Source organism: Desulfobacter sp. (assembly GCA_028768525.1).
Taxonomy (GTDB): Bacteria; Desulfobacterota; Desulfobacteria; order Desulfobacterales; family Desulfobacteraceae; genus Desulfobacter.
Window position 1 is genome coordinate 228885 of record CP054837.1, and the last position, 25465, is coordinate 254349.

A 25465-nucleotide genomic window follows, 5' to 3' on the forward strand; every position below is an offset into this window, starting at 1 on the left:
CTGCACCCCGGAAACTAAAACGGGACTGAGGAAAAAGACAGAAAAAAAGAGACAACCATGAAGCCTTATATCCATATGATCAACTATTGGGAAACCGCGGTTCCCGATCTCCAGACCTCCAAATTTTTTGACAAGCTGAATTTTATCTCCATGAAACGGAAGGCGGACTATGATGTCTCCACCCTGACCCAGCAAAGCGATATTTCCGTGGTGTTCATTGACGACCATAGGGAAGGCTGTCTTAAAAAAATTGCCAGAATTGCCAAAAGCATGGTGAATATGGAAATTATCGCAGCCGTTGATATCGATGATTCAGACACCGGTATCCAGGCCCTGCAAAGCGGCGCATCTGATTTCATGATTGTACCGGCAAAGGCCTCCACCTTTGATTTTTACATTAACAGGGCCTTGGAACGGATTTACCTGCACAGCCATATCTGCTTCAATGAAAACTGCTATAAAAGCCGGTTTGCCCACTCCCAGCGCAATTACCAGCAATTGTTCAATGAGGTGCCCTGCTTTGTTTTTGTCCAGGACGGGGACTACGGCATCATAGACGCCAACCGGAAATTTGAGGAATATTTCGGCCACCACATCGGCGAATACTGCTTCGGCATTCTGAAAAACCGGGACGAACCCTGCCGGGAGTGTCCGGTGCGCAAAACGATCAAGGACGGGGTGAACCAGATCTCGGAAATGGAAATCATCTCCTCGGACGGGGTGAAACACGTGGTGCTGTGCTACACCGCCCCCATCCGGGATGCATCTGGCAGGCCGGTGAACTCCCTTGTGGTGCTCATGGACATCACCGAAGCAAGGCTCCTTGAAGACCATCTGACCTCCCTGGGTTTCATGATCGGGTCCATCTCCCACGGGATCAAGGGGCTGCTCACCAACCTCGACGGCGGCCTGTACCTGATGGAAACCGGTCTCAACACCCACCGCATCGAAAAGGTCAAAGAGGGGTATGATATGACCCGGGACATGACCTCACGGATAAAAAAGCTGGTTCTGGATATCCTCTATTATACCAAAACACGTACCCTGGAATGGGAACCGGTATCATGCAAGGCCTTTGTTGACGAAGCCTTTTCCCTGGTGGCCATGAAAGCACAGAAAAACGGTATTGTGGTTGAAACCAAATTCGAAACCCTCACCGGAAACGACAATTTCGATATCGACAAAAACAGCCTCCAGACGGCCTTGGTAAATATCCTGGAAAACGGCATCGAAGCCTGTATGGACGATAAAAATACCGGCAAGGACCATACCATCACCTTCCAGGCCCGGGTGGACAAGGAAAAGGTATTGTTCAAAATCCAGGACAACGGGCAGGGCATGGACAAGTCCACCCTTAAAAATATCTTCACCATCTTTTTCTCCTCCAAGGGAAACAAGGGGACAGGGCTGGGGCTGTTCATCGCCAACAAGGTCATCAACCAGCACCGTGGGGATATTAAGGTGGTTTCCACCAAGAATAAGGGCACTAAATTCATCATCAAACTGCCCAGGACCGCCCCCATCACCGCCCGTAACTTAAGACAGCTCAGCACAGTGAAATGAGCAACAGGGCAAACCGATTCACCCTCATTGTCAACCGGGTCCTTGCGGAGATCACCAATGAGGAGGCCGAGGCGCTTTACCATTGGACCGCCAGCCTGCTGACCCTCAGGAACTCCGGCAAATCAAGGAAAGAAAAACTCCGGACCCTTATCGGATTAACCAGGGATGCCCCCCTTCTCTTTCCTCTGATAAAAAAAATCGCTCTTGAATTAAAACGGACGGGATGGGATGAGGCCGGTTGGCAATCCAGACTGGGAACCGGCGCAACACTCTGGGCCACACTGGCCATTGCCGGTTCAGGCGCCAGGCTGGCCATGCTCGGCACTGCCATTGCCGTTCCCCTGTGGATCGTTTTCGGGTCAGGTGACAGGTTCGCTAAACAAATGATACAGATGCTGAAACAATACCTGTCCCGGCAGTAACCGCCATTGGAAAGCTGTTCCTATGCAGTCATTTTGTTTTTTTGTCTAAAAATTCACGCACAAAACCAATCAGTTCGGTATTGTCAAATGGCTTTTGAATCAGTTTTTTAGCCCCGGCCTTCACGGCATTGGAGTCGGCAGCGCCCTGGCTGATACCCGTAAACAAAATTACGGGTAGATCGGGTTTAATTTTCAGAATCTCTTGGCAAAGCTTATCCCCGGTCAGAACCGGCATTGTTATGTCTGAAATAACCATATCAAAAGAGTTGATGTCCTTTTTAAATGCCCGTAACGCCTTATCGCCATTTTCATAAACAGCGACTTTATATCCGTAATCCTCTAAGTTGGCTTTACATACATTCCGGATCGCCTCTTCATCATCAACAATCATGATTGTTTCACTGCCGCGCAGGCGGGTGCTGCTTTTGGTATCCGCCGCCCTATTTTTTTCCTGCTTTTCAACAACGGGAAAATAGATGAAAAATGTTGACCCCTTGGAAGGCGCACTGATGATGTCCAAAAACGCATCATGTTCCTCAACGATTGCCTTGACAATTGACAGCCCCAATCCCGTTCCCTGCCCGACACCTTTTGTCGTGAAATAGGGATCAAAGGCTCTTTTCAATGTATTCTTATCCATGCCCACGCCGGAATCACTGACTTCAAGTTTTAAATAGCCGGCAGCCGGCAATCTTTTGCCCCGGATAAATTTGTCCTCCGTGACATTGACATCGGTTAAAGAGATATTGAGTATCCCGCCGGACTCCGCCATTGCGTGATATGCATTGGTGCAAAGATTCATTATCAATTGATGGATCCGGACGGGATCCGCCAAAACCATGGAACGGGAATTAAGCTGTTTTTTTATTTCTATGAAAGAGGGTATTGTCGACCGTAACAGCTTTAATGCTTCATTAATTTCCAGATAAATTTTAAACGGTCGTTTTTCATACTCTGTTTTCCTGCTGAAGGTCAGAATCTGTCTGGTCAAATCGGCCGCCCTATGTGCGCCTTTCAATACCTCGTTTATATCCTCGCACGCCTTTTCCCTGTCTCCGATGTGGGTGAGTGCCATTTGGGTATATCCGAAAATGCCGGAAAGAATATTGTTGAAGTCATGGGCAATTCCCCCGGCAAGCGTCCCGATGGCCTCCATCTTATGTGCCTGGTGAAGTTGTTCCGCAAGCCTGTCTTTCTCTTTTCGTGTATTCTCTATTTCAGTGATATCAATGATGGTACTGAGTGCACAGTTTTCGCCATCGACATCGATGACAACAGCGGACCACAAAAAATTCCGGATGGTCCCGTCCCTCATCCGGAATCTGACGGGGTGGGCATCAAATTGGCCGTCCCTGTTGAGAAGCGCAACAATATCCCTCCGCTCTTCAGGATTTTCCCAAAGCCCGAATTCAATGGATGTTTTACCAATGACTTCTTCCCTGTCATAGCCCGTTACCCGGCAAAACGCATCATTGACATCGATGTACCGCCCTTTATCAACCGTGGACACCAGCAGCCATACCGGGCTGTGGTAGAATAATTTGGAAAATTTTTCTTTGGATTTGATTAATTCCTCTTCCGCCTTTTTCCGCTTGGTAATGTCTTTTGCAAACCCCACCATTGTATCATCATCCAGAATGACAGAACTGACCCTGACCCTTTTGTCCGATCCACCAGGCGGTGAATACCGTACCTCGCCCAGCTTCACCGCCTGTTCCGAAACTATGCCCGGGGCTGCCCACTTATCTGCAATTTCTGTGAAAATGTCCCGGATCGCCAATTGATTCAACTCCTCAAGTCGACGCTCCGTAAGTTCAATGGCCGCATGATTGGCATCCAGGCATATGCCGCTGTGCCTGTTCACCATAAAAATGGCGTCACTGCTTTTTTCGAACAGGTTTCGATGCAAAAGCTCACTTTTTCTCAGTGTATTTAAAAGCGCGTATTCTTCTGTCATATCCTTAAAAGCCAGGACAACGCCCTGGAGCCCCCCATTCCGGCTTGTTATGGGCGCGGCGGATTCAGATATTTGATACTCGTCATTGGTTCTGGATACCAGAACCATGTGGTTGGGTCGCCCTGCCTGGTCTCCCGTCTCAAGGACTTCCAGAACAGGATTTTCTGCCGGCAAGCGGGTCTTGGCATGAATAATCTTAAAAACCTGACCAAGTGGCATCCCCAGCGCCTGATCCCTGGACCAGCCGGTCAGGTGCTCGGCCACCGGGTTAATCTGGGTGATATATCCGTTAATATCCGTGGCAATAACCGCATCGCCGATGGAATTTAAGGTGGTCTGGAGGTGTTCCCGGCCTTCCTGTTCTTTTTTTTCTGATCTTTTTGCCCTTATTAATCCGGAAATTGTTCCGATCAGCGCAAGGATGAGAAATAAAAATCCGCTGACCACATTCCAGATCATAAATTTATACCTGAAATAAAATGATGTGGGTTTATTGACCACCCTCGAATCGGACGGCAGCCTATGTACCGGGATATTATGTTTTTTCAGCCCGTTGTAATCAAACAGTGAGATGACCGGGGTATCCCACATTACTGGAACATCGCTGATATTTGCGCCATTGAGCACTTTCAAAGCCTGGGCCGCGGCCGCTTCACCGTGCTGGTATCCGTCTACCAGGTATCCGCCGACAATACCTGAACCCAATGTAAAATCCCAGGCCCCGTATATTGGAACCTGGGAATTATCCGCGACCAATTGTGCAGCCTCATCAAACTCCATGAATTTTCCGTATTTATCCCTGGAAAAAAAGGTGTACAGGCCCACAGCCCCTGATTTCATGTGATTTAGCTCTGTTTTCAGCTCTTTAAAAGAGACATCATAGATCAGCTTGATCTGTATTGACTTTGAAAACAGAGGCTGAAGTTTCTTCACCTCCTGCTGGATTATTTTACCTGTTATGGTATTGTCCGTAATGACAAAAACCGTATCGCAGTGCGGATGCAGGTATTTAATCAGGGAAAGATTTGATTTCAGATCCGCCTTTTCGTTTATTCCTGTGGTGTGCTCAAGGCCGTTTAGCGTTTGTTTGTTTAAATAATTCAAGCCGCAGAAAATATGCGGTGTATCGCCGAAAAACTGTCTTCCCTGTTCGATAAAATAATCAAAGGCATTATTGTCTGATGTTATCACCAGATCGTAATGGTGTTGACTGTGTTTCCACGACAACAATCTGTTCAGTATACTTCTGTAAACCAGATCAAACTGACGCTTGGTATCCAGGTATTCCACATGAAGCTCGATGTTTTCGTTTTTCAGTCCGTCTTCTATGCCTCGCGTAATCTCGTCGGTCCACAGGTATCCTTTATGGTAGGAATTCAATAATAAAACATGACGGGCATCTTTTCCCAAGGAGGGGCGAACAGAGACCAGCAGCAGAACCAAAACGTAAAACAAGACATAAAACAAGAACAGGCTTCCAATATGAGCCGGCTTGCCTATCTGCCTATGTTGGGGCTGGGAAATCATTAAATTTTAATGTACCCGCAATTGTTTTTTAATTTCCGTCCCTATCCGTTAACAGGGACCTTTTTTTTTGAATTTTACCGGTGTGTGCTTGAAATACCAGGTTAGCATAAATCCTTGTTAAATCAAAAATATAAATATCGCTGCCCTGGAAATTCAACCGGGTTTCACGACGGCGACAAAAGGGGCTGATTGACATCTTATCATTTTTATTTTATTGGTGCCGGGCAGGCCGGATGATCGGTGCTGCATGAAACAGGGAGGTATGCGTGGCGTTAAAACCCACCATTTACAAATTCAAAGTCACCCTGGCCGATATCGACCGGGGCCATTACAATGACCTCAGCCTTACCGTTGCCCGCCATCCTTCGGAAAATACAGAACGGATGATGGCCAGGGTACTGGCCTTCTGCATGAATGATTGTGAGGGCCTGGCCTTTACAAAAGGGCTGTCCACAACCGAAGAACCTGATATTTGGCAACGGTCCCTGGACGGCCGGGTCGCCCTGTGGATTGACATTGGAGAACCCGCTGCCGAACGGATCAAAAAGGCTTCCCGGCAGGCCGAAAAGGTGAGGGTCTACCCCTTTAATTTCAAATCCGAGGAATGGTATAAACGGGAACAGGCCAAGCTGTCCCTGCTGCCGGTATCCGTTATCCAGTTCCAGTGGAAAGGCGTCCAGTCCATGGCGGCGATGGCAGAGCGGACAATGGAAATCAGCGTCACCGTTTCCGACGGCAGGATCTATGTCTCAGGGGAAAAGGATGAATGTGAAATCCCATGGACCATACATCAGTAGCCGCCGGCACACATTAATCAGCGCCGCTTTCTGAACAGGTCGTCCCCGGCTTCAAGCTGGTCCATGATGGCAAGGTAGGCCTCGTACCGTTCCCTGGAAATGGTGCCCTGTTCAAGCATTTCCGACAGGGCGCAGCCGGGCTCGGTACGGTGGCGGCAGTTACGGAAACGGCAGGCGCCTGGATCCAGGGATTCAAACCCCGGAAAAACATCGGCCAGGTCTTCCATGCGAACGTCCACCAGGCCGAATTCGTTGAATCCCGGTGTATCCACCAGTTCTCCGCCCCCGGGCAGCTTATGAAGGGTGGAAACGGTGGTGGTATTGCATCCCCGCTTTCCGGCATCGTAAAGGTCTCCGATCCTCAGATCCAGCTCCGGGCAGATGGTATTGAGCAGGCTGCTTTTCCCCGCACCTGACACCCCTACGAAAAATCCCCGGTGGCCGTTACCCAGGAAGGCGGTCAGCCTGTCAAGCCCGTGTCCGGCGTGGGCACTGACAACAAAAATATCCAGTATCCCCTGGTAGAGTGACGTTATATCCGAAACGAATGCATCGGCAATGTCGAGGTCTGATTTATTGATTACCAGAACCGGTGTCAGTCCGGCCTGGCGGGCACAGATCACGGCCTGGTCGATGAATCCGGCTGTGGGGGCCGGCAACGGCGACACCACGATTCCGAGAATATCGAGATTGGCGCCGATGATTCGGACACTGCCCCGGGAATCCCGGCGGGATAAGGCGGTCTTCCTGGGAAGCCCCTCAAGGCGATGTCCCCTTAAGATCACATTGTCTCCCACCACGTGGCCTGCCCGCCGTTTTACCTTTATTTTCCGCCGCTGGCCGGATTCAAAGAGCACCCCCACGGCAATGCCGTAATGGGCGATGATGGTCCCCTTTTCTTCAGCAACACCGGAAGAATGTTGATTTTTCTTTTTTTTCAATTGATCTAAACTGCCTTTACACTCAGCCTCATCTGCGGCGCTTTCTCCAGGCAGCCGCTGCTGTGATTTCCATTTATACCTTTCTTTGGCACGGGTAAACTTGGTGGGGATTCTATTCCCGGGGCCTGACAAAGTCAAGGGCGGCCCGTGGACCGCCCGTATCCGATCATTTTTTAGTGGTTGTTAGGTGGGTATTCCGGGGGCAGCGCATTGAATCAGGTGTTTAAAGAGCCTGATGCACCGCCAAGAAGAAACTTGATGTATTTTCGCTGGGCCCGGATAAAATCCTGATAATTGTAGTAATTGATATTTTCCTCGGTTTCAAATTCGCGCTTGTACTTTTGTATCAGCAGTTCCAGTCCTATATTCTTGCTTTTATTTTCCTGCATTGCCACCTGCCTTGTCTTGCAATTGGGGTTAGGAAGGTATGCTAATTACATTAGCAAAATATATACCTGAATTCAGAAATGCCCCGATCCAATTTTATTTCAATAGGTTCTGCACCAATCAGTGGGGCAGTCCCCCTGTCATATTGATATATAAAAGAACAATTTATGGGAAAATATTCATAATTTTAGGTATTATATTTCCCTGTACTCACCTTTCCTTAAAAGACCCGGGCAAGGGGACAAGTCACCCCGGTAATCACCCCGGTAATTGTCCTGTGGCGGCACGCTTTTGGTGGAAATTCCAGGCAGTTGCATTTAGCCTGATATTGACATAAAATGACCGGAATATGGCAAAAATCCAATAGTGCAACCATTGGGAAAGGAGAATCTGGAATGCCAAGATCCCTGTCACCATTATTTTTGTTCTGCCTGCTTATCCCCCTGGTCCCCATGGATCTTGGCGCCATGGAGCGGTTCCCCATTGTTACCACCCGTGAACTTGTCAGTCTGCTTGATCAGCGGGCAAATGGAGAAAAAGAGTTCATCCTCGTCCATACCCTGGGAGAACTTATCTTCCAGAACCAGAGTATTCCGGGTTCCATCAACCTGCCCTGGACCAGAGTCTCGGACCTAGCCCTCGAACGCCTCGGCCCCGAACCTGATATACTGATCATCACCTATTGTATGGGGTATCGGTGAGTATTCTCATATAAAACGGCAGTTGCCGTAAGGAAACTGGGCTATACCAACATCAAGATATATAACGGCGGCATCAAGGACTGGAAAAAGCAGGGGTTTGAACTGGTATCTGCCGCTCCCCTGCCAGACATTCCCGTCAGATTCATCACCTCGGAGGAATTATTTGCCAAGCTTACCTCCCAGGAAACCCGGTGCTCTGGATCAAGGAAACAGCAGCAGGGCCTGACCCTGCTGGACCTTAGAAATGAAATCCTTTTAAATCCGGACACCCCGCCGCCCAGCATCAAAACTTCCTGTCCAAGGATCTATCTCACCCTGGACGACCTTATGGACGCCCAAACCATTGAATCCCTGCCCCGCTTTGGAATGCTGGTAACCATCACCGAAACCGGCAACCGTGACAGTTTTGCCATCAGGCATCTTTCCAGGTTCGGCATTACCAATATCGCCGGACTCAAGTTTGGGATGCGGGACTGGATCAAAAAAAGATTTCCCATTACCTACCGGACGGGGCAGAATGATGCACCTTAACCCGCTGAAAGCAATCCCGGCAAAAAAAAGAACCATAAAAAACAGCACAGGGATCTTCGCTTTTGCCATCATTCTCCAGATCACCACGGTTCTCGGGACCTTTGCCATCCATTATTTTCAGGAAGACGCAAGAAAAGAACTGGAAATCATCCAGGCCGTTGAACAGGCGCTTTGCAAAGCCCTTTCATTGGAAAATGGCGCCAATGCACCGGCGGATGAAAAAGAAGACCAGGTCATGGTGCAATACGCCAAAATAAAACAGTTGATGTATTCTCCCCGGGTACATATGGCCGCATATCTGGTCTCCCAGCGGGAAGGCATTTTCACCCGGATGACCGGCCTGCGTGAACAAAGGGATGCCATCCATACCCGGATACAGGCCATGCTGCCCAACCTGGCCGGCAGCATCCAGTATATCCATGCCCACCATATTGCCTACTTGAAAAATATTCTCACCGCCACCCCCCTGAATCCAGACGGCAGGATCATGCCCGGCTACTTTGGAAGAAAAAACGATACGCCTGCGCCCGAGATTTACATTATTGAAGCTGTTCTCCAGATCCACGCCGACATGCAGATGATCTACGACACTTTTTCCAAGCTTAAATCCGGCCTCTCGCCCGCCGGCATCAGCGCGGAATTCAATGCCAGAATCCAGGCCTTTTACAATTCGGTCAATCGGTTTGAGGATTACTCCCTGGATGCCCAGGACGGCATCCTGACAGAGGAATTGCTCATTAACGGCCGGACATTTGAAAGCAGTTTCAAGCAATTTCTTGATATTGAAACACGGCTGATGGCCCTTGAGAAACAATTTGAGGCCAACAGAAACACCTTTCTTGATCATGTTGAACATGAGAAGCAGCTCAAGATCCTGGCCCATACCGACATGTACAAGCTGATGAACGGGCTCCAGATGCTCTCCCTGAGCACCAGCCTGTTCATGCTATTCCTGCTTTTCTTTTTCGGGTGGGCATTTATCTCAGGGTTCAGGCGGACATTGCAGGAAACCCGGCGCATCAGAGAGGATATTAATTACCGGATTCCTGTCTCAGAGGCTGATTTCACCGAATTGTCAGGGATTTTCAATGCCCTGAATTCAATGTCGGATACCATCCAGGCCCAGGTGACTGAACTCCAGGCCGCTAAAACAGATCTTGAACAGCGGGTGATGAGGCGGACCCGTGAACTTCAGGGGGTGAACGAACAATTAAAAAAAGAGATTGAGGAGCGGATCGCCGGGGAGCAGGCCCGGATGGATCTTGAAAAACGGCTCTTTCAGTCCGGGAAGATGGAATCCCTGGGCAACCTTGCCGGCGGTATCGCCCATGATTTCAACAATATTCTGACAGGGATCATGGCCTATGCCCAGCTGGGGCAGATGCAGATCAACAAGGATCCCGACAGGGCTAAAAAACAGATTGAGATGGTGGAAAAAGGGACGCGGAGAGCTGCCGATCTCGTCGGCCGTATCCTGACCTTCACCCGGCGGGACGACCAGAAAAAAATTCAATTGAACCTGTCTGAACTGGTGGCGGAAGCGTTGAAACTGATCCGGTCCACCATTCCGTCCTATATCCGGGTCAATGAAGAGATTGAATCCCAGGCCTGTGTATTCGGGGATCCCACCCGCCTCCACCAGGTTTTAATGAACCTGTGCACCAATGCCGCCCATGCCATGAATAAAAACGGCGGGACTTTGTCCGTACGACTTTCCGAAACATCCATCACTGAACAGGATACCACCGTTCTGCGGTCCCTTCCCCCGGGCAGGTATGCCTCCCTGGAAATCAAGGATACCGGAACCGGTATCCCCAAGGCCGATCTGGAACATATTTTCGAGCCCTATTTCACCACCAAAAAACCGGGGGACGGCACCGGCCTTGGCCTGGCCATTGTCTATTCGATTATCCAGGATCACAATGGCCATATCAGCGTGGACTCGGTCAGGGGAGAAGGGTCTGTATTCTCCATTCTTATTCCCTGTACCCGAACTCAGGCGCAATTGTCCGAGACTCCGCCGGCGGATACCGGCATCCCTGCAACAGGCAGCGGGCACCTCATGGTTGTGGATGACGAGGCGAATATTCGAAACGCATTTAGAGACATGCTTGAAGACTGCGGCTACCAGGTTTCCATTTTTAAGAACGGCGCCGAGGCCCTGGCCGCCTTTGAAGCCGTGCCCCATGGGTATGACCTGATAATTACGGATTTAACCATGCCGGAAATGAGCGGTGATGACCTTATCCGGCACATACTCGGGAAAAGGCCCACCCTGCCGATCATCCTCTGTTCGGGTTTCCGGGAGAAGACCGGTAAAGCCAGGGCCTATATGCATGACAACTGCTGCTTCCTGCAAAAACCCGTGGACACCCGCAACCTGACTGCAAAAATACATGAAATGATTGACAGGGCCCAGGCCGGGTCCCCTGCCCCGGGCGGATAGTGCTGCACCGCACCACAGGGCGTATTGGACGGAATCCATTTTTCTGCATCCTGCGCCCGGGATTATTGACAGGGGGCGTCTTTTCCTGAACCTTTCTCCGCCATAATTTTCTTGTACTGGTATCTGAAGGCATGGTGTTTAAGGTTCAGCAGTTTTGCAGCCCGGGTTTCATTGCCGCCGGCAAGTTCCATGGCCCGGGTAAAATAAAACTCATCCATATATGCCTTCATTCGGGCCAGGTCCACCCCCTCCGATGATAACGGCGGCAGTTCAAGGGGGGTTGCTTTTTGGGAGGATTTGCCGGCCATGGCGGCATCCAGTCCCAGATCCGATGGGGTCAGCTCCGGGCCTTCAGCCGTGAGTACCCCCCGTTCAATCATATTTTTCATTTCCCTGACATTGCCCTTCCATTTGTACTGCCTGAGCATGGCCATGGCATCATCCCGTATCCCGGTGAGGCGGCGGCTGAATTTGGCATTGAAAAATTTTAAAAAATGCTGGGCAAAGATTTCCACATCCCCGCCCCGTTGATTCAGGGCCGGCACCTGGATGGAAACCACTGAAATCCTATAAAAAAGGTCGCTGCGGAATTCATCCTTTTCGATCATCTCTTCCAGATCCCGGTTGGTGGCCGAAACAATCCGGGTGGCGACATGCTGCTTTTGGGTGGACCCCACCCTGTAGAACTCCCCGTTTTCCATGAACCTGAGCAGCTTAGCCTGGGCATCGGGGTTGAGATCACCCACCTCGTCCAAAAAGAGGGTGCCCTTGTCCGCCAGCTCAATCAACCCTTTTTTTCCATTGGGCCCGGCCCCGGAAAACGCCCCTTTTTCATATCCGAACAATTCACTTTCAATGAGATCCCTGGGAATGGCGGCACAGTTCACGGTGATAAAAGGCCCGGCAAAATTCGGACTCCGGTAATGGATGGTTGAGGCCAGCAATTCCTTTCCCGTACCGGTCTCTCCTAAAATCAGCACCGGCGTATCCGGGCTTTTGGCCACCTTTTCAATATAGGACATGATCTCGTGAATGACCCGGCTCTCACCGATAAAGCAGGGCATCTCCTTTTTGATCCGGCCTTCCTGAAGGTCCTTTATTTCCCTGCGCAGCCGAATGGTTTCCAGGGCATTGGAAATGGTCACCTCCAGCCCTTCCATCTGCAGGGGTTTCACAATATAGTCATAGGCGCCCTGCTTCATGCATTGGATCACCGAGCCCACATCCTCGTATGCCGTGATCATTATCACCACCACATCGCCATCCAGGGCTTTGAACCGGTCAAGGGCGGCCATGCCGTCCATGCCCGGCAGTCCGATGTCCAGAAGCACCAGGTCCGGTTTTATTTCAGCAAAGGCCCCAAGGGCCTCTTCTGCGGTTCCATAGGAAAATACGGTGTAATCATCTTCGATATAAGCGGTGATGCCTTCCCTGATGGTGGTTTCGTCATCGACAATAAAAAGGGTGTAATCCATATTCATCTGTCCTAATTCAACTATCTTTATTCAACTGTCTTTATTCATCAGCCCGGGTCGCCTGGGGGTGGTTCATTTTTATTGTTGCGGCAACTATATCACAGTCTGCCCGGTGAGGGGCAGTTCCACTCTGAAACAGGCCCCGCCCAGATCCGATACCCCGATGTCCAGTTTACCCTTATGGTCGGTGATAATCCGGTGGCAGAGACTCAGGCCGATGCCGGTACTATGATTTTTAGTGGTAAAAAACGGATCAAAGATTTTCTGCCGGACATCCCTTGCCACCCCTGGGCCGTCGTCCTCCACCCGGATGATGATTTTTCCTGTTTCCTGTCTGGAGGAAATCCGGATCCGCCCGTGGTCCCCTTGCTCAAGAATGGCGTCGGCAGCATTGTTGATCAGATTCAGGGCCACCTCTTCAATGAGATGAGGCTCGGCAATACAGTCCGGAAGACCGTCTGCAAGTTCATTGATGATGTCGATCCCTTTTTTGTTCAGGGTAAACCGGGTCAGCTTCACGGCTTCTTTTACCGGATCGTTGATATTGATCACGTCAAACCTGGGCTCCCCCGGCTTGGCAAAATTCATCACCCGCTTGATCACCGATTCAATTTTTCCCGAGGCCGACCGGATGGCCTGGATGGATGAATCTATTTTTTGAACTTTATCCGGGTTCCTGAAATACTTCTCTATGGTGCCCAGATAGATATTAATTCCGGATAAGGGATTTCTTATTTCATGGGCGATGCCTGCAGAGACATGGCCCAGGGAGGCCATCTTGTCCTGTATGGTCAGCAGGCGGGTCAATTTTTTAGCCTCGGTCATATCGATGAAGACCAGAAGAAAGGCGTTGCGGTCGTGGTAATCAATGGGGGTGGCGATACAGGCCACCGGGCATGCCCCCCAAAAACAGTACAATGTGATATGTTAGGATCTCCGAGCTAAAAAGGAGATCAAGATGAAAAAGAAACGCTATTCTGAAGAACAGATCGTCAAAATTCTGCTTGAAGCCGAGAAACAGGAAAGACCTATCGCTGAATTCTGCAAGCTGGGAGGATTCTCCGAGCAAAGCTATTACCGCTGGAAAAAGAAATACGGTGGCATGTCCGTTCCGGATGTAAAGCGGCTGCGAGAGTTGGAGAAGGAGAACGTACGATTAAAAAGGCTCCTGGCTGAACGGGACCTCGAAGTTGATGCTCTAAAGGCGGTGGTCTCAAAAAAGTGGTAAAGGTCCCGGATCGCAGGAAAGCCGTACATACTATGACGGAACGGGGCCTTTCAGAATACAAAGCATGTCTGTTTTTGAAGATAAGTCGGTCAAGCTACAGATACCAAGCAAACCCAAGGGATGACACTGTTTTGGTTATCTGGCTAAGAACATTCTCTGGTAAGTATCCGAGGCATGGGTACCGCCAGGCCCATATGCAGTTGGTCAGATCCGGGATGATCATCAATCATAAGAAAGTCGAGCGGCTCTGGCAGGAACAAGGGCTGTGCGTGCCGAGGGTCAGGCGCAAGAGGCGGCGTGGCAAGGGGACAACGCTGCCAATATCAGCGAAGTATCCCAATCATGTATGGACCTATGATTTCATGGAAGATTCCTGCCTTGAAGGGCAGCGGCTGAGATTTTTAACGGTGGTTGACGAATATACACGAGAAAGCCTGGCAATCCACATTGATACCTCAATACCATCTTCACAGGTGAAAATCGTTTTGCAGATTCTATTTGCAACCCGTGGGGTTCCAACATACATCAGGAGCGATAATGGGCCTGAGTTTATTGCATATAAAATCCAGGACTGGCTCAAAGAGCAAGGGGTGAAAACCAAGTACATTGAGCCAGGCAAACCATGGCAGAATCCTTTTGGAGAAAGCTTTAACAGCCGGTTCAGAGACGAATGTCTGAATCAGGAGGTCTTCTATTCCGTCCCGGATGCCAGGGCAATCATAGAGACGTGGCGCCAGTACTACAACACGAAAAGATTGCATAGCAGCCTGGGATATCAGACACCGGAAAACATTAGAAAGGAATGGGAACAATCTTATATGGGGGCTCTGCCCCCAAGCCCCCGGGGTTTAACGCCTACGGGCCATCCGGATGGGCCAAAGGAAAAGGCCACGCTATGAACATGGCCCATCCGTATTGGCACCTGCCGCAGTGCTCGGGTCGCTCCCCAGCGTTGCCCTATCCCCTGGGCAGGTATTTGAAAAGTAGCAAAGGAAGTGGTACACAACAACAATATTTTGAAAATTCGGAGCCTTCCTAACATTGCGGGTTGTACTAAAGAAGGGGGCAAGTCACACCCAGGTCACGGCATCATTGTCCTCACCCGGAGTCCCCGGATAAAACCTGAAATCCACCTCCGAGGCCTTAAGGCTGCCGTCCCGGACCTGGGCAAAAAAGGACCGGACCTTGGGCAGGTCTTCCTCATGGAAACGGTTATCCGAATCCGGCTCCATAAAATTGACATCCCCCATGAGCTTGACCTGGTTGGCATTCTGGTGGACCACCATCTTGTCCTGGACAATGGCAATGCCGTTGGGGGTGTTTTCCATCAGATCCTGGAAACGTTTTTCGCTTTTCTGTATGGCCTGTTCCGCCTTTTTACGCTGGATCAGGCGCCACATGCCGTGGGCCAGGAGATTGAGCTGGCGGAGGTCCGAAGGGGTGTAGTCACTGTTTTTGTTGCCCATGCCCGCCACCACCACGATGCGGTTGTGGCTGAATATGGGAACATTCATATACCTGTAAATTTGTTTATGGGCCTCGAGCACCCCTTTCAGCCCCGGGTTGGACAAATGGTAATCATTGGAGATAATGGGTTTGCCTTTTTTTACGGCATCCCCCCAGAATCCCTTGGTTTCCCCGGCAAACCCGGTGGAACGGACCGCCACCGTCACCGGGCGTCCCCCTTCCCCCTCCCGGGTTTCCACCACATAGGTAATTCCTTCCTGATCCTCAAGCGTCAGATATCCGAACCGGCTTTTGGTGAGGTCCAGCATCTGACGGAAGGAAAATTCCACAATATCCCGGATGGAATTATGCGGCGCCTCGTTCAAGGCCAACAGAGCCTCCAGACCGATTTCGTTGAAACGAAGGGCTTCGGTGCGCTGGGCCACCTCCCGTTTCAGCGCCCGGTTCCAGACGAGAACGGTGCCTGTCATAAGCAAAACCGAGGCAGCCATGCCCAAAACCCAGTACCAGAAGGTGCGGGACAGGTAAAAGCCGGGGCGGTCCAGGCGTACCCACCGGCCGTAGATCGCCTGGTGCTCCTCTTCTGAAATGGAGAGCAGGGCCTTTTCAATAATTTGGCTGAAAATGGGCCAGTCCCGGCGTATTCCCAGCCCGTGGTGAAGCTCAAACCCCGTGTCGCCCGCCAGGCTCAGGTTGGTGATTTTCTCGGTTTCAATGATATACAGGGCATTGGGCACCTCGGTGATCATGGCATCCAGTTCACCAAATGAGACCTTTTCGATGCCCTCCTTTGAGCTGGCCACATCCACCAGATCAAGGTCGGGGTACTGCCCCCGGATAAATTCACCCACGGCATACTGGCTGACCACCCCGATTTTCATTCCCTGCATCCGGTCCAGGCTCAAATCACCAAACCTGCCCTTTTGGACGATTATCGTGGTCTTAAGATTCAAAAAAGGGGTGGACCAGCTCATATAGGCCCTGCGTTCCGGTGTTTCCTGGCCGGCTGAAATCACATCGATCTCTTTTGACCTTGCCAGTTCCAGCATTTCATCCCAGGAAGCCACCGGTACCTTTTTGAACCTGAACTGAAGCTTCTCTTCCATAAGGTGGATATAATCGGCGGCCATGCCCGCGGGCCGCCCCTCTTTATCCAGAAAATCCATGGGGGGCCAGTCCGGGGTATGGACCAGCCGGATCTTACCGTCATGGTCATCCAGCCATTCCTGTTCCTCCGCGGTCAGCTGCAACGCCCCGGCCCCATGGACACTGGGATAGACAAAAAACACCGCCCAGGTGATTAAAAAAGAGGTACTCAGTATACATACAAGGGATTTCATATTGAACGTTCCTAAACTCGGTTCCGGAATTCAACAGATCCAGGATTCCGGGCACTCCCGTGAAACGGATCCAGCAAAACTTATCATAAACCAATTCCAATATTCATACCACAAAACTGCTGCCCCATAAAAATTAATGCAACTGCCGCTGTATAAAGAAAAATAACAACCAAAGCCTCCGGGAATGGTTTTCATTAATTTAAAATTATTGATAATTTTATTAAATTTGAATTTATCATTTTAACATTTTTCTCAATTACCTTCGCATACCCGCCTCATCAAGGAAACAGGCCTAAACAGTCTAACCTTCCGGATTCACACCGTTATTTCAAACCAAGCCGTCATCTGGCACGGCTATTGCTCACATGGCGGGAGAGTACCGTCCAGGGATTTGAGCCCGGGTCGGAAGATGACTAACACTTTTGGCAAAGATGATGAAACCGGTGTTCGGGATGTTCCGTTTTTTGAATCCCATAGCCTGACGGGACATCCCAGGCATCTGCAAAGGAAAGATGAACATGGGAAATAGATTACAGCCCCTTACCAGAGAACAGATCCATATTATCCACAATGCGGCCATGCGCATCCTCAACCAGACCGGGGTGGCCTTTAAATTGCCTGAGGCCATAGAAATTTTCAAAGCACACGGCTTCAACACCGATGGGGACAAGGTTTACTTTGAAGAGTCCCAGGTACTCAAGGCCCTTGAAACCGTGCCCCGCGAGTTCACCATCATGGCCCGCAACCCTGAAAAATCAGTGCGCCTCGGCGGGGACCACTTTGCATTCGGCCCGGCCTGGGCCGCCCCCTTTGTCATAGATGCAGACGGCACCCGCCGCAATGCATCCCTTGGGGATCAGGAAAATATGTGCCGGCTGGTCCAGACTTCAGAATATGTGGATTTTGCCGCCGGCTCAATGGCTGTTCCTGCTGAATTTCCTCCCAAAGAGGCCGCCACCCGCATGCTTCATGCCGCCATCACCATGACGGACATGCCTTTGATCTCAAATCCCTGTGCCAAGGAAAACGGCCGGGAGATCGCTGAAATGGCGCACATCGTCTGGGGTAAAAAGGCCGCCGACCTGGAGCATCCTGTTTCCATCGTATCGGTGAACCCCCTCTCCCCCCTCTCCTATGCCGATGATACCCTGGAAGGGCTAATTGAGTTTGCCCGCAACGGCCAGGCCCTGCTCATTTCCTCCATGGTACTGGCCGGCATTACCGGCCCCATCGACATTGCCGGCACTGCGGCCCAGGAAATGGCCGAATGCCTGGCCGGTATCACCCTGGCCCAGCTGATTACCCCCGGCGTCCCCTGTGTCTGCGGCGGTACATCCTGCGCCTCTGACATGCGCACCGGCGGCGTCAGCCTGGGCGGCCCCGAATCCCTGCAGCTTACTGCCATCGCCGCCCAGATGGCCGAACACTACGGTCTGCCCTGCCGCTACGGAGGCAACCTGACCGACTCATACGCCATCAACGCCCAGGCCGGGTTCGAGTCCGCCCTGCTCATGGCCGCCCCGGTGATCGCCGGCGCCCACTTCATCCACCAGGCCTGCGGCATCCTGGGGGCCTACGCCGCTGTCAGCCTTGAAAAATTTGTCATCGACGAAGAGGTCTGCGGCATGATCAAACGCGCAGTAGCCCCCCTGGATATCTCCGAGGAAAGCATTAACACGGACCTGATCAAACGGGTGGGCCCCTCTGGCTCCTATATGATGCAGCCTGAAACCGCAATGAAATGCAGGACGGCCTTTTTCCCGGCCCGGCTGACCTGCAGAAGCACCTACGATGACTGGGTGGCCAAAAACAACGGCGATATGGTCGCCCGGGCCGCAGAGTACGTAAAAAAGAGGATTGAATCTTATGAGAAACCCGAGATTGATCCGGGGGTTGAAAAAGATCTCAATGCCTATGTGGATAAAAAAACAAATAATTAACAGAAAGGGAAGGCAGAGAAATGGCAACACAAACCAGCACTCAACCGAGCGTAATGTCCCCCCAAACCAGCAGCAGGACAGGGGTAATGGAAAAATTTCTGGGTAAGACAGACCACCAGCTTTTCTGGATCACCCTTGTAATCTTCGGCCTCATCGTCGGGCTGGGGGTCGCAACCCCTGAAAAACTGGCCACCGCCCTCAAATCAGCACAATCATTCATTACCACCAACTTCACCTGGTATTATATGCTTTTTACCGCGGCCTGCCTCATCTTTTCCCTTTGGGCGGCAGTAGGCCCCTTTGCCCATATGAAGCTGGGCAAGGATGAGGACCAGCCCGAATTTTCCACCATGGCCTGGCTGGCCATGCTCTTTTCAGCCGGCATCGGCCTTGGTTTTATATTCTGGGGCATTGCGGAACCGCTGTACCATTATATGCAGACCCCCTACGGCGCTGAACCGGGTACAGCCGGAGCCGTGCCCGTGGCCCTTCAGATCTCCTACCTGCACTGGGGATTCCACCCCTGGTCCCTGTATGCCGTGGGGGGCCTGGGCATCGCTTACTTTTCCTTCAGGCATGACCAGCCCATGACCATTGCCACCTCCCTGTACGGCCTGCTGGGAGAAAAAACCGAAACCAGCATCTGGAGCAAGCTGACCAACCTGGTCACTGCATTTGCCACCATCGCCGGCATCAGCACCGCCCTGGGCCTGGGCATCCTCTCCATTAAATTCGGCCTGACCCATATCACAGGCATTGAAATGACGCCGGGAATCACTGTGTTCGTACTCATTCTTTTCATGGCCGCCTATATTGCCTCTTCCGTGTCCGGACTGAAACGCGGCCTGAAATACATGAGTCTGATCAATCTCTGGCTGGCCTTTGCCGTCATCGCCTTTATTTTCTTTGCCGGCCCCACGCTTCAATTGCTGGACCTCTTCCCGGATTCTTTGGGCCATTATCTGTCCAACTTCATCACCATGACCTTCTGGACCGATTCCATGAACCAGGCCTTTGACGGCAAATGGCTGGGATGGTGGACGGTCTTTTACTGGGCCTTCTGGATTGCCTGGGTCCCTTTTGTCGGCGGCTTCATCGCCCGGATCTCCAAGGGCAGGACCGTCCGTGAATTCATCCTGTGGGTGGTACTCATTCCCTCAGTGGTCATGTTTGTCTGCTTTGACATCTTCGGTGGGGCGGCCATACTTGCAGAACGCTCAGGTACGGTTGAACTGTGGAAGGCCGTCCAGGCCGACATGGGTTCGGGAATTTTCACCCTGCTCTCTGCATACCCCATGGGATTTTTCGCCTCCATCATGATTTTCGTCAGCCTGATCATCTTTTTGATCACCTCCGCCGACTCTGCATCCTTTCTGGTTGCCATGCTCATGTCCAAGGGCGAACTGGAACCCAAAGCCGGTATGAAAATCGTTTGGGGATTCGTCCTGGGCACCCTGGCCATTATCCTGCTCCAGACCGACGGGCTGAAAGCCCTTCAGACCGCCTCCATCGTCTGTGCCCTCCCCTTCACGGTGGTCATGATCGCCATGATGTTCTCAATTGTCAAAGGATTTGGTAAGGACTTGAAAAAGAATTAGTCTGCGCCTTTTGATCCGCAGCGTTACGGAATGCCGGGGTAAAAATCCGGCATTCCGTATTTTTTTCTGACAAGGTCCGGAGCCCCCGCCATGGTTCTTCCCGGGTGTCTTGTGCTTATTCTGACCCCATTTTCTTCTGCCCGTAGGTCTTGAACTTTTCAATCACGGTGTCCATCTCCTTTTCAGGCAAAATCACCGGGCTGCCGACGCTTTTGGTCTGGTAATAGATTTGGGCCACAAATTCGATCTCCTCTGCAGCGGCAAAGGCGGCGTCAATGTTCGCCCCCAACGCCAGCAGGCCGTGGTTGGCAAGGAGCAGGGCATTGTATTCTCCGATGGTCTGTGTCACATTTTCGGCCAGTTCAGGGGTTCCGAATGTGGCATAGGGGGCGATGGGAACCTTTTTCCCGGCAAAGCCCACAAGGTAATGCACCGCAGGGATTTCCCAGCCCAGACAGGCCATGGTGGTGGCATAGGGTGAATGGGTGTGGACCACAGCCCCGGCATCGGGCCGGCTGCGGTATACGGCCAGGTGAAATCCCAGTTCGCTGGTGGGGGTGCATTGGCCGTCCACTATGCTGCCTTCAAGATCGGTGAGCACCACATCCTCCGGCTTGAGGGCGGCATATTCAATGCCGCTGGGACTGACGGCCACGCGGCCCGAATCCCTGTCAATGATACTCAGATTACCTCCGGTCCCCGTGGTCAGGCCAGACGCAACCATTTTCCGCCCAAACCCTACAATCGCTTTTCTTTGCGCCTCCATCTCCATAAACGCCTCCATGGAATAATCATAGTTTATATTCACAGGGAATATACACAAAATAGCAAAAGGGGTAAACAAAGACACCAAGGGAAGCTTCAGGACCTGTGTTTACTTTTCCCATCGATGCCGAACCGGGCGGGTTCCTGAATCATCAAAAGACCCCGTTTAAACATGGTCCCGCACCCAGCAACCCATGGGGCATACTATCCTTGGGGCATACTATCCTGGTTTCCGTGCGGACACGATGATTGCCTCTCCGGTTGTTGCCGCTTTCTCGGCCCTCTCGGCCATATGCCGGTAGACAGTACCGTCTGCTATGTCAGCGGCAAGCCGGGTATTGGCGGCGTTGATCTCCTCTTCACTGAGAAAACAATAGACGGAATCGGCTTTTTGGAATTCCTTTGTCAGTGCAAGATCCGGATTGTCATAATAGGCGCCCTGGAAAAGTTTTCCCGAAGGAATAAGGGTCTGGATATCTGTAAATCCGCAGGTGGTGAGCCGTGATATGAGATCGTCAACTGGAACATACCGTTCCCGCATGGCACGGGCGGCCTGTTCAATATATTTATAATTCCAGTACACCCCGGACAGGGGATCGAGCTGTTCCTGTGAAGAGGTGTTGATGGTGAGGATGCCGCCGGGTTTTAATACCCTGTATCCCTCTTTAATAAATGTGTCAAGATTGGGAAACGCCGGTTCCGTATCAAGGTGGTGAAGGACCTGGTTGACCATGTAGCCATCGAAAAGGTCCGGCTCAAAGGAGAGATCCAGAATGTTGCCGATCTGGAGGCGGACATTGTCCGCGCCTTTGGTTTTTTTGACGGTCTGCTCATATCCCTGCTCGGATCCTTCCACGCCGAAGATCCTTTTTACAGAATGCCGGATATGGTCAATATAGGCACCGGTTCCGAATCCGCCCTCCAAAATGGTCTGTTCCTGAACCGGGATGGTATTTTTCCCCAACAGAGCTAGGATTTCCTTTAGGCCGTTGGGTTGTCTGTTGTGGTCATATCCGGTAAATGCATCATTGTAGTCGCAATAGGAGGATGCATTTGATTTCTCCGTTTTGATGTTCATCTTCGACCTCCTGAATAAGGCAATTTCAAATCATAGAGTTCAATGGTGTTCAAAAGCTCAACAAGGCTTATATATCAGCAGTTATTAAAATGCAAGCCGGTAGGCATTTGACAAAATAGTTCGTGTTCTATATGTTTCGTGGCGTAAGCGGAATCTCATTGTGACCCACAATCTATCATAAGGAGTGCAAAGATGGCCGATCTGTCTCAGTTAATCAAAATGGTTGAACAAAACAAAATCACCCGGCGCCAATTCATCCGCCAGGCCTCTGCTGCCGGACTTGCAGCCGCAATAACCCCGGCCATGTTCCCGGGCAGGCTTTTCGGCGCGACCCCTCAAAAAGGCGGTCACTTTCGCCAGGCGCTGACCGGTGCCGGCACCTCGGATTCCCTGGATCCGGCATTACTCCTGGCCAACCACGCCATTAATATCAGCAACCAGGTGAGCAACTGCCTGGTGGAAATCGATCATAATTTTAAGGCGGTTCCTGAACTGGCCGAATCCTGGGATGCCTCTCCCGACGCCAAAAAGTGGACATTCAAACTGAGAAAAGGGGTGGAGTTCCACAACGGGAAAACCATGACAGCCGAGGATGTGATTTTCTCCATCAACCACCACCGGGGTGAAACATCCAAATCCGCGGCAAAGCCCTATTTAAAAACCGTCAGGGACATAAAACCGGACGGCAGCCATGGGGTTGTCTTTGAGCTGACAGAAGGCAGTGCGGATTTTCCCTTCATCCTGGGGGATTACCATTTGAAAATCTATCCTGCCGGGACCCAGGGAAAAGACTGGGAAAAAGGAATCGGAACAGGCGGCTACATCCTTGAGAACTGGGAACCGGGGGTAAGGGGTCAGGTCAAACGCAATCCCAACTACTGGAAAGAGGGGCATGCCCATTTTGATTCGGTGGACACGCTGGCCATTTCAGATGTCAATGCCAGGATCAATGCATTGAAAACCAAGCGGATTGATGCCATGGACCGTGTTGATTTGAAAACCGTTCACCTGCTCAAGCGGATGCCGGGAATCAATGTCACCGCCCTCACAGGCACCATGCATTATTCCATGCCCATGCTGGTGGATCAGAAGCCGTACAGCGACAACAGGGTAAGAACGGCCTTAAAACTGGCCGTTAACAGAAAGGCAATGGTCAAAACCATCCTCAAGGGATATGGCGAAGTGGGCAATGACCATCCCATCTCACCGGTCAACCGGTATCATGCATCCGGGCTTGAGCAGCGGACCTATGATCCGGACAAGGCCAGGTTCCTGATGAAAAAGGCCGGCATGTCGGATCATACATTTAACCTTCACGCTTCGGACGCCGCCTTTGGCGGTGCCATTGATGCGGCGATGCTCTACCAGCAAACCGCCAAGAAAGCCGGTATCAAGGTCAACGTGGTACGTGAGCCTGATGACGGATACTGGAGCAATGTCTGGACCAAAAAAGAATGGTGCATGTGCTATTGGTCAGGCCGGCCGGTGGAGGATATGATGTTCTCGGTTGCATATGCAACGGGCGCCCCCTGGAATGACACCCACTGGAGCAATGAGAAATTCAACAAGATGCTCAAGGAGGCCCGGGCGGAACTGGATGACAGCAAGCGCAGACAATTGTACACGGACATGCAGGCGCTTTGCAAAAATGACGGCGGTACACTCATTCCCATGTTTAATCAGATTGTTGAAGGCCACTCTAAACAACTGGCCCACGGCCCTGTTTCCGCACATATGGAAATGGACGGCCATAAAAACGCTGAACGGTGGTGGTTCGCCTCCTGATACCTTTGTCACCTAAAATATCTCAGGGGCACCTTATGATCTTGCCAAGGGCGGGGCGGGTGCCCCTGAGACATCAGCATCAGGACAGCCACTTCATTTTTTTAACGGCCTGGTAAATCCGGTTGATGGTCTTGCCGTAGGGCGGGGTCAGGGCCAGGGTCACCCGGGACTGCCTGAAAACCGGACGGAGTTTCGAAAACTCCACAAACCCTTCATACCCGTGGTAATGGCCCATGCCGGAATTGCCGATGCCGCCGAAGGGGATATCGTGCTGGGCCACATGGAGGGCGCAGTCATTTATGGTCACCCCTCCGGAACGGGTGGCGGCGATGACCCGGTCCGCCAGGTGACGGTCATTGGTGAACAAATAGAGCCCCAGGGGGCGCTCCCGGTCATTGATATACCCCATGACTTCTTCAATGGTGTCATAGCAGAAAACGGGAAGGACAGGACCGAAAATCTCTTCCTGCATAATCCGCATTTCATCGGTCATCCCGGTGACCAGGCAGGGTGAAATCTTACGGGTTTCCACATCCGCCATGGGACCGTCCAGAAGATTGATGATTGCCGCGCCTTTATCCCGGGCATCTGCCAGTGTTTCGGACAGCCGTCCAAAGGCCCTGTCATCAATAATACAGGTATAATCCTTCACCGCCATGGCGGGATAGCGGTGCCGGACCACCTCTTTCGCCCTGGCAACAAAGGCATCCATTTTATTTTTCGGCACAAAGAGATAATCCGGAGCAACGCAGGTCTGGCCGGCATTCATCAGCTTGGCAAACATGATCCGCTCCACGGCGAGCCCAAGATCAAAATCATCGGCAATGATGGTGGGGGATTTCCCTCCCAGTTCCAGGGTCACCGGGGTGAGGCTGGCAGCGGCGGTTTTCATCACGGTTTTTCCCACATTGGGAGACCCGGTGAAGATGATGTGGTCGAAGGGGAGGCTGGAAAATTCCCCTGCCCCGGCACCGGGCACAAAGGAAACATACTCACGGGAAATCTTTTCTGAAAATAGCCGGTCCAGAAGACGGCAGAGATTCTGGCTGTTGGTGGCCTGTTTCACCATCACCCGATTGCCTGCAGCCAGGGCGGAGGTCATGGGGCTGAGGGCCAGAAAAAGGGGATAGTTCCAGGGGGTGACGATGCCCACCACCCCCTTGGACTGTGGAATCACCCGGTTTTTTCCGCCGGCGAACACCAGGGATACGTGGCGCCTCTGGGGTTTCATCCATTTCTTCAGCCGCTTCCGGGTATACCTCAGTCCCATGAGCGAGGGGGTGATTTCCAGAATTTTGGTTTCGTGGACGGACCGGTTGCCGAAATCCTCGGATACGGCCTCACAGATTTCCCTGTCATTTTCCAGGAGAATGGTCTCGATGGTGCTGAGCAGTTCCATCCGCTTTTGGCGGGGGATCTCTGGAGAATCCAGGCAAGCGGCCCTCTGGGCCTGGAACAGGGTCTGAACATTACTGGCATTCATTTGTGCATCAGAATAGGTCATCATTTGCTCCTTG

Annotated in this window: 19 protein-coding genes and 1 pseudogene; 11 read left to right on the forward strand and 9 right to left on the reverse strand. The window is 51.6% G+C overall.

Annotated features, from left to right (window positions below; translation table 11 throughout):
* Window positions 1–57: 57 nt before the first annotated feature.
* Together HUN04_01000 and HUN04_01005 are read left to right on the forward strand one after the other, a co-directional pair.
* Complete coding sequence (locus HUN04_01000; GenBank protein ID WDP88397.1) at window positions 58–1563, forward strand: PAS domain-containing sensor histidine kinase; 1506 nt, start codon at window positions 58–60, stop codon at window positions 1561–1563.
* Window positions 1560–1985, forward strand: a complete 426-nt coding sequence (locus HUN04_01005) for a hypothetical protein (protein ID WDP88398.1) — start codon at window positions 1560–1562, stop codon at window positions 1983–1985. The genes HUN04_01000 and HUN04_01005 overlap by 4 nt, the downstream gene beginning before the upstream one ends.
* A gap of 28 nt (window positions 1986–2013) precedes the next feature.
* Here HUN04_01005 and HUN04_01010 read toward each other — a convergent pair whose 3' ends face one another.
* On the reverse strand, window positions 2014–5409 hold the full coding sequence (locus HUN04_01010) for a PAS domain S-box protein (protein ID WDP88399.1): 3396 nt from the start codon (window positions 5407–5409) through the stop codon (window positions 2014–2016).
* 326 nt (window positions 5410–5735) lie between these two features.
* Between HUN04_01010 and HUN04_01015 the strand changes: the two genes are divergently transcribed.
* Window positions 5736–6266 carry a YaeQ family protein gene (locus HUN04_01015; protein WDP88400.1) on the forward strand — a complete coding sequence of 177 codons (531 nt, stop codon included), beginning with the start codon at window positions 5736–5738 and terminating at the stop codon, window positions 6264–6266.
* 17 nt (window positions 6267–6283) lie between these two features.
* Here the strand turns inward: HUN04_01015 and rsgA are convergent, their stop codons facing one another.
* Both rsgA and HUN04_01025 read right to left on the reverse strand, forming a co-directional pair.
* Window positions 6284–7207 (reverse strand): ribosome small subunit-dependent GTPase A, encoded by a 924-nt coding sequence (gene rsgA / locus HUN04_01020; protein ID WDP88401.1) that lies wholly within the window; start codon window positions 7205–7207, stop codon window positions 6284–6286.
* Window positions 7208–7422: 215 nt separating this feature from the next.
* A complete protein-coding gene (locus HUN04_01025; protein ID WDP88402.1) occupies window positions 7423–7596 on the reverse strand; it encodes a hypothetical protein in 174 nt (57 codons plus the stop codon).
* 393 nt (window positions 7597–7989) lie between these two features.
* On the opposite strand from HUN04_01025, the gene HUN04_01030 reads away from it, so the two are divergent.
* The 3 genes from HUN04_01030 to HUN04_01040 all read left to right on the forward strand — a co-directional run bounded on the left by HUN04_01030 (window position 7990) and on the right by HUN04_01040 (window position 11272).
* On the forward strand, window positions 7990–8295 hold the full coding sequence (locus HUN04_01030; GenBank protein WDP88403.1) for a hypothetical protein: 306 nt from the start codon (window positions 7990–7992) through the stop codon (window positions 8293–8295).
* 327 nt (window positions 8296–8622) lie between these two features.
* A complete protein-coding gene (locus HUN04_01035; protein WDP88404.1) occupies window positions 8623–8826 on the forward strand; it encodes a hypothetical protein in 204 nt (67 codons plus the stop codon).
* Complete coding sequence (locus HUN04_01040; GenBank protein WDP88405.1) at window positions 8813–11272, forward strand: response regulator; 2460 nt, start codon at window positions 8813–8815, stop codon at window positions 11270–11272. The genes HUN04_01035 and HUN04_01040 overlap by 14 nt, the downstream gene beginning before the upstream one ends.
* Window positions 11273–11334: 62 nt before the next feature.
* Here the strand turns inward: HUN04_01040 and HUN04_01045 are convergent, their stop codons facing one another.
* A complete protein-coding gene (locus tag HUN04_01045; protein ID WDP88406.1) occupies window positions 11335–12747 on the reverse strand; it encodes a sigma-54-dependent Fis family transcriptional regulator in 1413 nt (470 codons plus the stop codon).
* 93 nt (window positions 12748–12840) lie between these two features.
* Window positions 12841–13632 (reverse strand): annotated as a pseudogene (locus HUN04_01050) (GHKL domain-containing protein).
* Between the two features lie 73 nt (window positions 13633–13705).
* On the opposite strand from HUN04_01050, the gene HUN04_01055 reads away from it, so the two are divergent.
* Together HUN04_01055 and HUN04_01060 are read left to right on the forward strand one after the other, a co-directional pair.
* Window positions 13706–13975 (forward strand): transposase, encoded by a 270-nt coding sequence (locus HUN04_01055; protein ID WDP88407.1) that lies wholly within the window; start codon window positions 13706–13708, stop codon window positions 13973–13975.
* 32 nt (window positions 13976–14007) lie between these two features.
* A complete protein-coding gene (locus HUN04_01060) occupies window positions 14008–14874 on the forward strand; it encodes an IS3 family transposase (protein WDP88408.1) in 867 nt (288 codons plus the stop codon).
* A 171-nt stretch (window positions 14875–15045) separates the two neighbouring features.
* On the opposite strand, the gene HUN04_01065 is transcribed toward HUN04_01060, so the two are convergent.
* Window positions 15046–16782, reverse strand: a complete 1737-nt coding sequence (locus HUN04_01065) for a transporter substrate-binding domain-containing protein (GenBank protein ID WDP88409.1) — start codon at window positions 16780–16782, stop codon at window positions 15046–15048.
* Between the two features lie 518 nt (window positions 16783–17300).
* Here HUN04_01065 and HUN04_01070 point away from each other — a divergent pair.
* Entirely contained in the window at window positions 17301–18722 is a 1422-nt protein-coding gene (locus HUN04_01070; protein ID WDP88410.1) for a trimethylamine methyltransferase family protein, read from the forward strand.
* Between the two features lie 53 nt (window positions 18723–18775).
* Window positions 18776–20320: a BCCT family transporter gene (locus HUN04_01075; protein ID WDP93115.1), complete on the forward strand. Its 1545-nt coding sequence runs from the start codon at window positions 18776–18778 to the stop codon at window positions 20318–20320.
* A gap of 115 nt (window positions 20321–20435) precedes the next feature.
* Here the strand turns inward: HUN04_01075 and HUN04_01080 are convergent, their stop codons facing one another.
* Together HUN04_01080 and HUN04_01085 are read right to left on the reverse strand one after the other, a co-directional pair.
* Window positions 20436–21092: an L-fuculose-phosphate aldolase gene (locus HUN04_01080; protein WDP93116.1), complete on the reverse strand. Its 657-nt coding sequence runs from the start codon at window positions 21090–21092 to the stop codon at window positions 20436–20438.
* Window positions 21093–21305: 213 nt separating this feature from the next.
* On the reverse strand, window positions 21306–22163 hold the full coding sequence (locus HUN04_01085) for a class I SAM-dependent methyltransferase (protein ID WDP88411.1): 858 nt from the start codon (window positions 22161–22163) through the stop codon (window positions 21306–21308).
* A gap of 192 nt (window positions 22164–22355) precedes the next feature.
* Here HUN04_01085 and HUN04_01090 point away from each other — a divergent pair, with 192 nt between their 5' ends.
* Window positions 22356–23948 (forward strand): ABC transporter substrate-binding protein, encoded by a 1593-nt coding sequence (locus tag HUN04_01090; protein WDP88412.1) that lies wholly within the window; start codon window positions 22356–22358, stop codon window positions 23946–23948.
* A gap of 79 nt (window positions 23949–24027) precedes the next feature.
* Here the strand turns inward: HUN04_01090 and HUN04_01095 are convergent, their stop codons facing one another.
* Entirely contained in the window at window positions 24028–25455 is a 1428-nt protein-coding gene (locus HUN04_01095; GenBank protein WDP88413.1) for a coniferyl aldehyde dehydrogenase, read from the reverse strand.
* Window positions 25456–25465 lie beyond the last annotated feature (10 nt).